Origin of the sequence: Adhaeribacter terrigena (genome assembly GCF_016623615.1) — a bacterium.
In the GTDB taxonomy this organism is placed as follows: Bacteria; Bacteroidota; Bacteroidia; order Cytophagales; family Hymenobacteraceae; genus Adhaeribacter_A; species Adhaeribacter_A terrigena.
In genome coordinates this window covers 256,379-270,328 of the sequence record NZ_JAEHFX010000003.1, presented here as the reverse complement: position 1 = coordinate 270,328, position 13,950 = coordinate 256,379, and the positions used below count along the sequence as shown (strand labels likewise).

Genomic DNA, 13,950 nt, shown 5'->3' with positions numbered 1-13,950 from the left:
GTACTGGTAGCCATAAATTTGCCAATCGCAAAATTGCTTGGGGCTATTTTAAAACGGGACCATAGTCTTAAAAACCCTCCCCAGACAATTTTGGTAATAAAAATATTAGGTTTAGGCAGCGTTATCCTGGCTTCAGATAGTTTACTGGCTATCCGGAAAAAATATCCGCAGGCCCGCATGGTGCTGCTGGCAAGTAAAGGCGTAAAAGCCGGCATAGAACCCCTTGGCTTATTCGATGAGATCTGGAGCACCAACGATAAAAATTTTTTCACTTTAGCAAAAAGCGGAATTGGGATCTTATTCCGGACCTGGAAATTAAAGAACCTATGGGTAATAGATCTGGAGGTTTATTCCCGGCTTACTACTATTTTTTCGCTCTGGACCTTGGCGCCGAACCGCTTTGGTTTTCTACTTAGCCGTGTTCATTTTCGTAACCACCTCAACACCCATAATGTCTATTTCAACCAGTTCAGTTCTGTAGAAGAAAATTACTTTTCCATTGCCAGAACTTTAGGTATTACCGAAAAGGAAACGTTTTATTTCCCGGGATTCGATCCGGCTGGCCGTAAAAATGAAGCTTCAAAACCTTACCTGGCCATCAATAACACCTGTAGTGATCTAAGCCTGGAACGTAAACTCCCCTGGGATACCCTGGCTGCGGTTTGTCGCTGGATCCTGGAAAATACAAATTACCGGATAGCCCTGACCGGCGGACCGGAAGATGCCCAGGCCAACGACCTTTTCGTGCGCCAATATCTTGCCGATAAACAAAGTGGAATTGAAAACATTGCCGGCAAAAAAAGCTTCCGCGATTATTACCAGTTCCTTTACCAGGATTGTGCGGTAATGTTAAGCATAGACAGTGCCCCGAACCACATTGCCCGGAAACTTGGCCTGCCTACTTTATCGCTCTGGGGACCAACCCGGCCGGAACACCTGGTCAGCGCCGAAGAATTAAAAAGCGGACGGCATCTGGTAGAATATCTGGCCGTGGCTTGTTCGCCCTGCATTCACCATACCGAAGTTTTGCCTTGCGGCGGTGATAACCACTGCATGAAAAATATATTACCGGCAAACATCTGCCTTTCCCTTCAAACCCTTTTAACCAATATTAAACATGCCGAATATGCGCCTGTCGCCTAAAGTAATAAAACTGATCTTATTCATTTTTTGCTTTTCGCTTATTGGCTGGCGCATCATTTTTGTTCCGCTTTACAATTCTGAAGGTGGCCGGAATTTTATTCGGGGCGACCATTTCTCCGAGATCAATACGCATTCGGCGCTGCAGTACTTTTACGACCACGGATTTAATGTAAGCAAGTGGCTGCCGGTCCATAATTACGAATCGGGCAAGGCAGATACCCAATACGATATTTACACGCACTACCCGGCCCTGCCCGATATTCTTGCTGGTTTTTACGCTAAAATCTTAGATACTACCAATCCGCAGTGGTTGCGCATTTTCCCCATGCTGATTTCGGTTGGCTGGTTCTTTCTTATTTTCCACATGCTAAGCCGCATGTTGCCCGATAAAAAAGCGGCCTTCCTTTCGGCGGCCATAATTGTGCTGAGTAATTATTTTCTGGCCTGGGCCGATAACCTGCACAAACACATGTACGAAGAAGTGCTGAAGTGGCTTTTTGTTTATGGCCTTTATTTGTATTACCAACGTAACCGGCCGGTTTGGTTGCTGGGAGTGCTTTGCCTCGTTTACATTGCCGCCGCAAATGTGTCTATGGAGCCGATCTTATTTTTGGCCGTAGTTGTAGTCGGGTTTTCTATTATTTACAGCCGCAACATTTTTACCCGCGAGACCATTGTGCTGGGTCTTGCCGCCGTGGCCGGTTTTGGTTTGCATTTCTACCAGAATATCTTGCTTTTCGGTTCTTTTCAGGCGGCGTTAAAAGATATGACCGATGCTGTGGCCTTACGTACCGTTGGTCAGGCTGCTGATACCCACAACGAACTAAAAAGAACCCTGAACTGGCAGGATTACGCCATTATTCCGCTGAAGTGGCTAAACCGGATAGAACGTTATTTTTTAATTCCGGGCTTTGCCCTGCTGCTTTTAAGTTACCTGGGTTTGAGGAAGTTAAAAGTGGAAGATAAACAAATGTTCAGAATTGTGCTGGTGCTGTTGCTGGCCGGTTTAAGCTGGAGCGTGGCGATGTCGCAGCACTTTCTGGTACACGTTTTTACTACCCGCAACATCGGACTTTTCTATGGTTTTATAGTAGGCTATGGCCTGGTAGCCTACTGGCCGTTATTGCAAAAAGCATGGCAGGAAAAGAACCGGTTACACCAGGGCTTTCATGTGCTTTTTATAGGGTACGTGGCTTTTATGGCACTTTCCCAACAGGTGTGGGACTTATACATAAAATATGGTTTCGGGTATACCTGGCTCGTAAAATAGCAGCAGTTTTTACCTTAATTTCCCTACCATTTTTAAACTAAAAAACCCGGTAAGCTTTAACAGCTTACCGGGTTTTTACTGCGTGTTTGCTGCGAAGAATTAAACTGCTACCGGGGCTTTAATGGCCGGCCAGCTTTCGTAATTTTCCAGTTTAAAGTCTTCGTATTTAAAGCCGAAAATATCTTTTACTTCCGGGTTCAGTTTCATTTGCGGCAGCGGTTTTGGCTCGCGGGTTAATTGTAGTTCGGCTTGTTCAATATGGTTGCTGTACAAATGCGTATCGCCGCCGGTCCAAATGAATTCTCCCGGTTCGAGGTCGCATACCTGGGCCATCATTAAGGTTAGTAACGCATACGAAGCAATGTTGAATGGCACGCCTAAAAACGTATCGGCGCTGCGTTGGTAGAGCTGGCAGGAAAGTTTGCCCTCGGCTACGTAGAACTGGAAAAAAGCGTGGCAAGGCGGCAGTTTCATGTTGTTGATTTCCGCTACGTTCCAGGCACTAACTATTATTCTCCGGGAATCCGGGTTGTTTTTGAGCTGGTTCACCACCTGCTGGATCTGGTCGATATGGCCGCCGTCGGGCGTAGGCCAGCTGCGCCACTGCGAACCGTACACCGGACCCAATTCGCCGTTTTCATCGGCCCATTCGTCCCAGATGCTTACACCGTTTTCCTTGAGGTACTGAATATTCGTTTCGCCTTTCAAAAACCACAGCAATTCGTGGATGATGCTTTTTAAATGCACTTTTTTGGTAGTAACCAGCGGAAAACCTTCCTGCAAATTAAACCGCATCTGGTACCCGAAAACGCTGATCGTGCCGGTGCCGGTACGGTCTTCTTTCTTGGTTCCGTTGTCCAGAATATGCTGCATGAGGTCCAGATATTGCTTCATGGGGAAATTTTAAAATTTGGGGATGTGAAAATTCGAAAATTATTCGGCAAAAGCAAGATTGTTTTTGATCAAATTTCGGGTATGGCCTTCACATCAAGCGGGAAAACGATATGCTTTTAAAGCAAAAAAGTAGCGTAAAGCTTAAGCCCTACGCTACCATTTGTACTAAATGTAAATTTTTATTGCCGTCTGTTTCAGCTGACAGAATTAAGCTTTTGCTTCTTTTTTCTTGCAGCAAGACTTTGCACCAGAACCTTCGCCCGGAGCGCAGGATTTGGCTTTTTTAGATTTCTTTTCTTTTTTCTCGGTTTTTTCGGCCTTTTCGGTTTTCTCACCTTCTTTGGTTACCGCTGCGCTTACAGACGCTGTACCAACAAATGCAAAAAGGGCGATAGCAAGTGTTAACTTTTTCATGAGCTGATGATTATTAAATGAAACAAATAGTTTTAGGCTTGGGTTGTTAACTTTGTAAAAGTAACGAAAGTTTCCGGTTTAAGAGATAGTTTTTGGCCGTTTTTTTTGATCAGATGCCCTATAAAAAGTTCTGTTTCCTGGTTATTGCCTTCGTTCTGGCCATAACCGGTTTTAACGCCTACCACGCCTCCCAGTTGCAGTTCGATTACGATTTCGACCACTTCTTTCCCGAGGGCGACCCGGATCTGGCGTATTACAACGAATACCGTGGCCAGTTTGGTAACGACAACGACTATATTCTGCTCGGAATCGATGCGCCGGGATCGGTTTTCGAGCCGACTTTTTTAGCCAGGATCGATACCCTTTCCCAATTCCTGAAAAAGCAGCGGCACATCGTAGAAGTGGTATCACCCACTACGCTTAAAAATCCGGTAATAGAAAGCTTCGGCGTTTTCGAAATTCCGTATCTGCACCCTTACGAACCGGAAAAACTGAAAACCGATTCTGCCCTGATCTTCCAGACGCCGGGTTTAGTGAACAGCTTTTTCTCGCAAGATGGCAAATCCGTTTCCATTGCTTTGAAAACGACGCCGAACCTGCTCAAACTACCCGCCGATACCCTGATGCAAAACGTGCATGCCGAAATGCAGCGCCTGAAACTTACCGAAACGCACGTGGCCGGAAAAGCGGTGGCCGAATCGATCTTCGTGGACCGGATGCAGGAAGAACTGGCTATTTTTATGTCGGCGGCCATTGTGTTGCTGGTGGTGGTTTTATGGCTTACTTTCCGCACCTGGTGGGGCGTGGCTTTGCCGCTTATCGTGGTGTTGTTTGCCATTATCTGGGCGCTGGCGATCATGAAATTTTTCGGCGCTTCCATTGATCTTATGACGGTGCTATTACCAACCATGATGTTTGTGGTGGGCATGAGCGACGTGATGCATATTTTAACGCGTTACGTAACCGAAATTGACTTCGGCACACCAAAAATGCAGGCCATAAAAATTACCTTAAAAGAATCCGGTTTTGCTTCGCTGTTAACTTCCATTACCACTTCGGTTGGCTTTTTCTCGTTGGTAACCTCGCCCATCGGGCCGATCAGTAATTTTGGTTTGTATACCGGAACTTCGGTTTTGCTTACGTTCGTGCTGGCTTACTCGCTCTTGCCGGCCATGATGATTCTGCTCGATAAACCAAAGATGCACCGCCCTTCCAAGAGCGGCCGCAGCTGGTTCGATATTTTGGGAAATCTGTTCCGGAAAGTGGTGCTGCGCCGACGGTTGATCCTGTACGTTTCGGCGGGTTTTGTGCTTATTTCAGTAGCTTTAATTTCGCGCATTACCATTAATTCCACGTTCCTGGAAGACCTTTCGGACGATGACCCGGTGAAGCAGGATTTCTTTTATTTCGAAGAAAAATTTGCGGGCGTTCGTCCGTTTGAAATGCACTTGGAAGCGGCGCCCGGAAAAACGCTTTACGACCTGGAAACGCTGCGCGAAACCGAAGAAATAGAAACGTATTTAAGCCAAACTTACGGCCTTAATTTTATGACTTCGCCGGTAACGGTGGTAAAAGCCCTGAACCGGAGTTTTAACGGCGGCGGCAACGCTTATTTTAAACTTCCGGAAACTGAAAAACAACTCCAACGCCTTACTTCCAAACTAAAATTACTGGCAAAAAAAGATGACCTGAAAGCGCTGATCGCCGAAGATGGAAAAAGCGGGCGGCTCACCGGAAAAATGCCCGACGTAGGCAGCGCCAAGGCGAAGATCATGAATGCCGAATTAAACGCATTCATGGCTAAAAATACCGACCCTGAATTGCTGCAGACCAGGCTTACCGGCACCGCTTTGCTGATGGATAAAAACGGCGAAGACCTGACTACCAATATGATGCTGGGAATGGGAACCGATATCCTGATCGTGGTGCTGATCGCGCTGGGTTTATTCCGCAGCTTCCGCATGGCCATTATTACCATTATCCCAAACCTGATCCCGATTCTGATGATCGGAGCCGTAATGGGGCTTTTCGGCATCAACATGAAAGTTTCCACTTCCATCATTTTCACCATTGCTTTCGGCATTGCCATTGATGATACCATTCACTTTGTAAGCAAATTCAAGCTGGTTACGCTCAAGGAACCATCGGTTTTCAAAGCAGTTCGCTACACGTTTAAACACGCCGGCAAAGCCATTATCATTAATTCCGGCATCCTGGTCTGCGGCTTTTTTACCTTGCTTTTTTCAAGTTTCGATGGCACGTTTTACACGGGTTTGCTTATTGGCTTAACCCTGATCTTTGGCATTGCCGCCGAAATATTTTTACTGCCGGTACTGCTCTTGTATTTCTATAAACCGGCAAAACAGAAGAAAAACGGTATGGTTTTGAAGGAAAAAACTCCCGAGTTGCAACGCGAATTGGTTCCTTAACCGTATGCGTTCATTATTTTAATTAACTTCGGAAATTAAATCCTTACCCGACTTTTTAGTCGCCAAAGCATAGCCTTTTTATGAAGAAATTTACCAGCTTTTGCTGCCTGTTTTTAGTTTGTTTTTTTGCTTTTGCGCAGAACGACGAGTACCAGCGCCTGATCATTGAACGCCAGGAATTAATAAAAGAATACAATTACCTGAATGCGCAGAACAGCAATTTCTGGGGCAAAAAATCGAAAAAGGATCTGATGAAGATCATCGATAACCTGAAGGCAATCATTCAGAAAGACACCGAAATTATTAATAACGTGCAGGCCAGCTACGTAAAACGCAACGCCGACCTGACGGTGAAAACTGAAAAATTGCAGACCGAACGCAAAGCCGATACGCGCAATATTTCGGACAATATCTTCGAACTGAAACGCCAGGTTGCCAACCTGGAAACCCGCGACCAGCAGCGTTTGAGAAAAATTGCCGAACTGGAAGACCGGGTAAAGGATGTGAAAGCCGCCAAAACCGAACACGATATGATCACGGTTTTTGCTACGCTGGTGGCCTTGTTTTTACTGCTCTACATCATCCGGCTGCGCGGAAAACTAAACCGGAAACATGGAAAGTAAACTTGTTTGTGCAGCCTCCTATTTAAGTTATGAGGAAGGCATTTTGCTTTTTAACGACCTGGAGGAAGCCGGCATTCCTGCTTTGGTTAAAAGCTGCGGCCCGCCTTCCATTCCCTTTGGCGAAGGCCAGTTCTTTCAACTTTTGGTAGCGGAAGAAAATCAGGAAACTGCCACCGGAATTGCCGAAAAATTCAGGCATGAAGTGGCGGTTGCCCGGCTGATGCTAAAATGCCCGGGGTGCCGCTCAGAAGCAGTTTTGAAAGTTAAAACCCTACCGTTCTGGCAGAAGATTTACTTTGCCGGAACCCAGGTTTTTAAATGCGAAAGCTGCGGCAAGAAGTTTGCCGGGTAAAAAGGAAAACAAAAAACTGTACGGCTGAATTTTGTCGATCCTATGGTATTCTTAAGAAAGGCTTTTGGTTAGTTTCTCAGGTATTGTTTCAATTCTTCGTGGTTTATTTCCTGCTTGCCAAAAACTCTCCAATAATATTCTTTCGTCATGGAATCCCAGTGAATAATGTTGATCGAATACTGGTAACTCTGGAATAAATTGAGCCCTACCAGCAAAACGATTAGCGTGACCAGGGAAATTTTTATAAAATAATTTCGAACCCAGAAAGCATAGCAACAAACTGCCGCAAGCGGAATTGCCACGAATGGCAGTGTTTCGATCAGGGGTCGGCAACCAAAACTTCCGCCATAAAACCACATCGACCAGCAGAATACCACGTAGATCATCAGGCTGAAAAACAAGACTAGCGCCGGAATAAACTTCGGGTACTGCTTCCATAAAAAGATCAAACCAATGAAGCTCAGAAAGGCGATCGGGGTATAAATGAACCAGCCTTTTTTGTAACTGAACAAGCCGTTTATTATTTCCGGATCGTTGAAAAGGAATCTTTCATTTTCGTAGGAGTAGTAGATCCAGTTCCCGGTTACAAATTTCCAGTAACTAAGCTGAATGCATATAACCAGGAAGAACAAAAAGCCCGCTAAGAGGATTTTCCGGCTGTTATTTAAAAGAAAAAGAAATCGGGCTTTCAGGCTTTCCAAATCATGCACCTTCCAGAAAAGCGGAATTAAAATAACCAGCAGATTTACCGGCCGGGTTATAGTGATCAGGCCAAGCGTGAGCCCTAACAAAAGCAGATGCCGTAATTTAAAGTTGTTGTAATATTTTTCGGTTAACCAAAGCACGGCCGCAAACAAAAAAAAGGAATACGGGTGACTCATGCCCTGATCATAAGCCGTGTAGTAATAAAGATTCGTTCCGAAGGCAATTGCCAGCAGCGTTAGGAATACGGCATTTTCAGGAAAATAAATGCGAAGAAAGCTTCGCAAAAAGATCAGGCCCGCAACCACCCAAAAGATATTACTGACCACTACGGCCACAATATAGGGATAAACATAACCGTCGGCTAAGTAATCTGGCGAACCCGAAGCGTAGCCATGGGCAATCAGAAAAAATGGTAATTGCATAACAGCAACGCCAACCGGATATTTATTGAGCGATTTTCCGTTCGGAAGTTTTCTTAACCCGTAGTTTTCTTCGCCGCCCGTTAAATTATTTTCCTTGCCTTTGGTGCGGTAAAACTGGTAATCTGTAAGATCCTGGTAAATAATGGTTGCTGGCAGATAAAGATAATAACCCGATTTATCCCAGCTTAACACGTCATCTGCTTTAATGCCCCGGGATAGTACCACCGCGAAGGCTACAAAAGCAAAAATAACTATAATGAGTTTCGATTTCACACCTGTAATATTAACAAAGCGTTGCAAGTTAAGCAGATATTTTAAGGTTGAAAACCCTGAAATGTCAGCCAGGCCAGAAAAATAAACCTTACTTTTATACCCGGAAACCGTATCGTTTTTTATCTTAAAACTAATAATCCATTCGCGCACCTGCGATACTTTGCATCAGATTAAATGACCGTACAAGAAGAATTAAGCCAGGTACAGGTCCTGCTCAAAATGGAGCAGCAGGAAGACCTGGAACAATATAAACTTAAAAGCGCCAAATCACCGATCGCCGAACGCAAGAAAATGGGCTTGTGCTGGTACCCCATCACGATCACCAAAACCGAAATTGGTTTCGGCGGCAAAACGGTGGTAGAAATTGAACGCCAGGGTGGCCGCGACCAGCTGCATTTATTCCAGACCGGTAAAGCCGCTTCCATTTTTACGAATTCGCACAACGATCAGGGCCACAATAATTTCCAGCTCAACGGCGTGATCATGACGCTGAAGCGCAATAAACTTACGCTGGCCACCAACAAAGAAGACCTCCCCGACTGGATCTATGAAGGCAAACTCGGCATCGACCTGACCTTCGATGAAATGAGTTACAAGGAGATGGAATTTGCGCTGAAGAAAACCATTGAAACTGAAGGCACGAAACTGGCGCATTTACGCGATGTGCTTTATGGTGCGCAGCCGGCATCTTTCAAAGCAAACCTTCCCTTCCGCCCCATTCCGCAATTGAATGATTCGCAGAACGAAGCCGTAAAAAATATTGAAGCCGCCAAAGACGTAGCCATCATTCACGGCCCGCCGGGGACCGGAAAAACCACTACGTTGGTACAGGCCGTTTTACGCACTTTAGAAACCGAAAAACGGCTGCTGGTTTGTGCGCCCAGTAATACGGCCGTAGATCTTTTAACCGAAAAAATTGCCGAGCAGGGCGTAAACGTGATCCGCATCGGCCACCCTTCGCGGGTTTCGGAAATGCTTTTGCAGCATACTTTGGATGCGCAGATCATGAACCACCGCGATTACAAGCATTTAAAATTGCTCCGCCGGAACGCCGAAGAATACAAGGGCATGGCTTTTCAGCACAAGCGCAAATTTGGCTGGGAGGAACGCGAACAGCGCCGTTTGCTGAAGGAAGAAAGCAAAATGATGCTGCAGGAAGCCGACGAAATTGAGCGTTACATTACCGACGATCTTTTAAGCCGGGTGCAGGTAATTACCTGTACCCTGGTTGGTTCGGCTAACCGCGTGATCCGGCACTTGACCTACGATACCGTTTTTATAGACGAAGCAGCGCAGGCCCTTGAACCGGGCTGCTGGATCCCGGTAACGCGCGCAAGCCGCGTGGTTTTAGCCGGCGATCATTTTCAGTTGCCTCCAACCGTAAAATCGGAAAAAGCCGAGCGGCTGGGTTTAAGCAAAACGCTGTTCGAAAAATGCATTGCGCGCCAACCCGATGTAGCCGTGATGCTGAAAACGCAGTACCGCATGCACCACCAGATCATGAATTTCTCGAACCGGCAATTCTACGGCGGGGAATTACAGGCGCATGAGTCGGTACATTTTTCGGATCTGCACCATTTTAACCCGGCTTTCACCGAAGGCTTTGCGGTAGAATATGTAGATACGGCCGGCTGCGGTTATAACGAACAGGCATTTTCCGAAACCAGCAGCGTGGCTAACCCCGAAGAAGCCGATCTGCTGATCAAACATTTGCAGATCCTGCTCGAACAATTTCCGGCAAATGAAGCTGAAAACGGTATGGAAAATCCGCTGAAAATCGGCATTATTTCCCCGTACCGCGCGCAGATCAATTACCTGAAAGATGAGATCGAACAGATCCTGCAATTACAGGAATTGGTTACAAAAAAATTGCTTTCCATTGGCACCGTAGATAGTTTTCAGGGTCAGGAACGCGACATTATTTACATAAGCATGGTGCGCAGCAACGACCGCGGCGAAATTGGTTTCCTGGCTGATATCCGCCGCATGAACGTAGGCATGACCCGCGCCCGCAAAAAACTCGTGATCATCGGCGACAGTGCGACTTTAACCTACGACCCGTTCTACAAGGAATTCGTGGAATATACCGAAGACATCGGCGCTTATAAAAGTGCGTGGGAGTTTATTAGTGAATAGTGATTAGTGATTAGTTTTTTGCGTCATTCCGAGCGAAGTCGAAGAAACTTATGGGGAATTACAGGGGAATTTATCGGTTAGTCGCTCAAATTTCTAATATTCAGATTTTTGATTTGCTTTAATGCAGAAACGGTACGCGTTAGTTTCCTCGACTTCGCTCGGAATGACCGGAAATATGAAATTATTGAGCACGTTAATAAAATCCTTCATTTCCTTTTTTTTTAATTTTCAAATCAATAAATCCAAATCCCGAAAATTCCGTTTACCAAATCTAAAATTCTTAATTATTAATTTTTAATTATTAATTAAGCCCCTACCTTTGAAAAAAACGACCTAATTATGAAGATCAGCGAGAACACCGTGGTTTCGCTCACCTACGAGCTTAAAGTACAAGACGAAACCGGCGAACACGTATTAGTGGAAACGGCCGAAAAAGAGCATCCGATGGTGTTTTTGTTTGGCGCCGGCGGCTTGCCCGATAAATTTGAAGAGTACCTGAAAGGAAAAGAACAAGGCGAAAGCTTTAAATTTAAACTCGAAGCCGAAGAAGGTTACGGCCATCCGGACGAAAATGCGATCGTTTCTATTCCGAAAGCAGTTTTTGAAGTAGATGGCAAAATTGACGACGAAATGCTGCAGGTTGGCAACTTCCTGCCCATGTCTGATGCTGAAGGAAACCAGCTGCAAGGCAAAGTAGAAGCAATTGGCGAAACCGAAGTAAAAATGAACTTCAACCACCCGTTAGCCGGTATGGCTATGTTCTTCGAAGGAACGGTAGAAGAAGTGCGCGAAGCTACTGCAGAAGAAATTTCGCATGGCCACGTACACGGTGCCGGTGGTCATCATCACTAACAGACCCAGGTATCAGGATTTAAGACTTAAGACTTTTTAAGTAAAAAACGGTAGCGTTTTGAACCTGAAAAGTAATTGCAAAACCGGAAGTTTGAATAAGCTTCCGGTTTTATTTTGCCCTTTACTTGCGGATATTGTTTATTTTCGGGCATGGAATTCCGTAATTTTCTAAAGCAACATTATCCTGTTCTGCTGGGCGCCCTGGTTTTGCAGATCCTGTTTTTTGGTTTGGCGCTGCATTACAAAAGCCTGTATCTCACCGACTCGCAGGAATATTTATACCAGGCCGAAAACATTAAAAACCACGGCAGCCTCTATTCCTGGAAATGGCAACAGCCCTTTATCCTCCAGATGTGGACGCTCCGGACGCCGGTTTACGGGTATCTCATCTATCTGATCCAGCAGGTTTCCTCTTCGCATTTTGCCATTTTGCTTTTCCAGAATGCGCTGGCTTTCATCAATTTTACCGGTTTAGTCTGGCTGATGAAAGATGTAAAACTCCCGAAAAATTACCTGCACGGAATTCTCTTTTTTGCCATGCTCCTATTCCCTACCCGTTTGGTTTATACCAACATGGTGATGAGCGAGCTGGTGTTTGAAACCGGTTTATTCTGGGCATTTTTCTGCCTGGTAAAATACCTGCAAACCCCGAACCCGCGGTGGATGCTGCTTTATAATATTTTGCTGGCTTTCTCGGTATTAACCAAACCCGTGCTGGTTTATTTCTGGCTGCCAAACCTGCTTTTTATGGCTTATCTGGTCTGGAAAAACCGCCAGAAAATACTGCTGCTGCAAAGCCTTATTATGCCGTTTACCATTGCAGCATTGTGTTTTTACAACCAGCAGGTTACAGGTTATTTCCATTATACTTCCATAAAAACCTACAACCTCTCCGATTACAACACCCAAACTTTGCTCACGCACCTGCACGGAATCGATTCGGCCAAAGCCATCGTAAAAAAAATTAACCAGACCGATGCCGATTATGCCAACCTGGAAGCACGTTTAAAGCATATTGAAAAGGAAAGTTACGCCATTATCAAAGCAAATATCGGGCTTTATGCATGGCTGCATTTCCGCGGCGCGATCAATTTCTTTCTTGATCCGGGGCGTTACGATTTGGTTAATTTTCTGCCGCCTTTGCAAACCAAAACCGAATTCGGATTCTTTAACGAAGTGCGTGAACACGGATTTTCCGGCATTTTCAATTATTTCTCCAAAATTCCGTTGGGCCTTACCATTTATATGGCTTTGATCTTTGCCGCGAATGTAATTACGGCGCTGGCATTTGCTTTCTGGGCGTTTTTCCTCCGGAAACAGAACCTCGCTCTCAGAATTTTTGCAGTACTGCTTATGGGTTACATGGCTGCCGCACCCGGCCCAATTGGTTGTGCCCGTTTTAAGGAACCGGTGTGGTTTTTACTCGTTTTTGCCACCGTTTTCTGCGCCGACTATTTCTGGCAAAAGAAAAGAAAAAAAGAAAATAAGGCAGCTGAATTTCTCCAGGTTAATAACCATTAATTATGCTTTAAAAACCGGCGGCAGTATTCAGCGTGCGTTGAATAACCGAAACGTTCACTTCCAGTTTCCGGTTAACCGTAACCATGTGATTTACCGGAATTTCGTGCCAGTCGGAACGGTAACGCGTTAATTTTTCCGACACGATCAGTACCGCTTTATCGAAATCGTTTTTACTTTTTTTCATCCGGCAGATACCGTTTTCACAGGTATAAGCCGCGCCTTCTGAATAATACAACGTAGGAGCCTCCAGGCTGAGATCAGAAACATACCTTACCGCCACAATGGTATCGCCGTCGGTTACGCAGACATTTATATAACTGGGTTCTTTTACTTTCAAACGCGCTTTAATTTCTTCCACATCTACAATGGCATCTTCCAGCGCGTTCGCAATTTTAGTGGGCAGGTCTTTGGAACGTTGTTTTTCCAGCTGGTGCAGAAATAAAGCGAACAAATGCTCCGAATCGGTAAGTCCTTCTATGTTGGCGTAAATATTTTCGGGCAGGTGCCGCACCATTTCCCGCTTTATTTTAGGAAACCCTTCAATGTCGCCATTATGCATGAACAGGTAATTTCCGTAATGAAACGGGTGACAATTCAGTTCGTTTACGGGTGAAATGGAAGCGGCGCGCACGTGCGCAAACATGCAATCGGAAACGATTTTGGGCGCGATGTATTTTAAATTCCGGTCGTTCCAGGCAGGTCGTACCGAAACAAAAAGCCCTGGCATATCATTGGCTTCCGGCGTATACCAACCTATACCAAACCCGTCGCCGTTCAAAGGTTCTTCGGCTTCGTGCGCTTTTACGCTTTGGTTTATAAGCGAGTTCTTCGGCTTGAAAAGCAGATCATACATCATGATCGGCTTCCCGATGTAGGCTACAAATCGGCACATGGCAACTTTAATTAGGACTTAAGA

12 protein-coding genes are annotated in these 13,950 nt (G+C 45.4%); 8 read left to right on the top strand and 4 right to left on the bottom strand.

Annotated elements, in window-relative coordinates; all coding sequences use genetic code 11:
- Positions 1–90 precede the first annotated feature (90 nt).
- Both I5M27_RS07915 and I5M27_RS07910 read left to right on the top strand, forming a co-directional pair.
- Positions 91–1,143, top strand: a complete 1,053-nt coding sequence (locus I5M27_RS07915) for a glycosyltransferase family 9 protein (protein WP_200505659.1) — start codon at positions 91–93, stop codon at positions 1,141–1,143.
- Complete coding sequence (locus tag I5M27_RS07910; protein WP_200505658.1) at positions 1,118–2,413, top strand: hypothetical protein; 1,296 nt, start codon at positions 1,118–1,120, stop codon at positions 2,411–2,413. Before I5M27_RS07915 ends, I5M27_RS07910 begins: the two co-directional genes overlap by 26 nt.
- Before the next feature lie 99 nt (positions 2,414–2,512).
- Here I5M27_RS07910 and I5M27_RS07905 read toward each other — a convergent pair whose 3' ends face one another.
- Both I5M27_RS07905 and I5M27_RS07900 read right to left on the bottom strand, forming a co-directional pair.
- Positions 2,513–3,307, bottom strand: a complete 795-nt coding sequence (locus tag I5M27_RS07905) for a thymidylate synthase (RefSeq protein ID WP_200505657.1) — start codon at positions 3,305–3,307, stop codon at positions 2,513–2,515.
- Between the two features lie 207 nt (positions 3,308–3,514).
- Positions 3,515–3,721, bottom strand: a complete 207-nt coding sequence (locus I5M27_RS07900) for a hypothetical protein (RefSeq protein WP_200505656.1) — start codon at positions 3,719–3,721, stop codon at positions 3,515–3,517.
- A gap of 113 nt (positions 3,722–3,834) precedes the next feature.
- Here I5M27_RS07900 and I5M27_RS07895 point away from each other — a divergent pair, with 113 nt between their 5' ends.
- The 3 genes from I5M27_RS07895 (at position 3,835) to I5M27_RS07885 (ending at position 7,125) form a co-directional block, all read left to right on the top strand.
- On the top strand, positions 3,835–6,150 hold the full coding sequence (locus I5M27_RS07895; protein ID WP_200505655.1) for an efflux RND transporter permease subunit: 2,316 nt from the start codon (positions 3,835–3,837) through the stop codon (positions 6,148–6,150).
- Between the two features lie 80 nt (positions 6,151–6,230).
- A complete protein-coding gene (locus I5M27_RS07890; protein WP_200505654.1) occupies positions 6,231–6,773 on the top strand; it encodes a coiled-coil domain-containing protein in 543 nt (180 codons plus the stop codon).
- The gene (locus I5M27_RS07885) at positions 6,763–7,125 is read left to right on the top strand and encodes an IS1 family transposase (RefSeq protein WP_200505653.1); all 363 of its coding nucleotides are present in this window, start codon (positions 6,763–6,765) and stop codon (positions 7,123–7,125) included. The genes I5M27_RS07890 and I5M27_RS07885 overlap by 11 nt, the downstream gene beginning before the upstream one ends.
- Positions 7,126–7,193: 68 nt before the next feature.
- Here the strand turns inward: I5M27_RS07885 and I5M27_RS07880 are convergent, their stop codons facing one another.
- The gene (locus tag I5M27_RS07880; protein WP_200505652.1) at positions 7,194–8,525 is read right to left on the bottom strand and encodes a hypothetical protein; all 1,332 of its coding nucleotides are present in this window, start codon (positions 8,523–8,525) and stop codon (positions 7,194–7,196) included.
- 174 nt (positions 8,526–8,699) lie between these two features.
- On the opposite strand from I5M27_RS07880, the gene I5M27_RS07875 reads away from it, so the two are divergent.
- From I5M27_RS07875 to I5M27_RS07865, 3 genes are all read left to right on the top strand, one after another.
- Positions 8,700–10,661 carry an AAA domain-containing protein gene (locus I5M27_RS07875; protein ID WP_200505651.1) on the top strand — a complete coding sequence of 654 codons (1,962 nt, stop codon included), beginning with the start codon at positions 8,700–8,702 and terminating at the stop codon, positions 10,659–10,661.
- Positions 10,662–11,000: 339 nt separating this feature from the next.
- Positions 11,001–11,513 (top strand): FKBP-type peptidyl-prolyl cis-trans isomerase, encoded by a 513-nt coding sequence (locus tag I5M27_RS07870; protein WP_200505650.1) that lies wholly within the window; start codon positions 11,001–11,003, stop codon positions 11,511–11,513.
- Between the two features lie 150 nt (positions 11,514–11,663).
- A complete protein-coding gene (locus I5M27_RS07865) occupies positions 11,664–13,034 on the top strand; it encodes a glycosyltransferase family 39 protein (RefSeq protein WP_200505649.1) in 1,371 nt (456 codons plus the stop codon).
- 7 nt (positions 13,035–13,041) lie between these two features.
- Here I5M27_RS07865 and I5M27_RS07860 read toward each other — a convergent pair whose 3' ends face one another.
- The gene (locus tag I5M27_RS07860; protein WP_200505648.1) at positions 13,042–13,926 is read right to left on the bottom strand and encodes a class II glutamine amidotransferase; all 885 of its coding nucleotides are present in this window, start codon (positions 13,924–13,926) and stop codon (positions 13,042–13,044) included.
- Between the last annotated feature and the right edge of the window lie 24 nt (positions 13,927–13,950).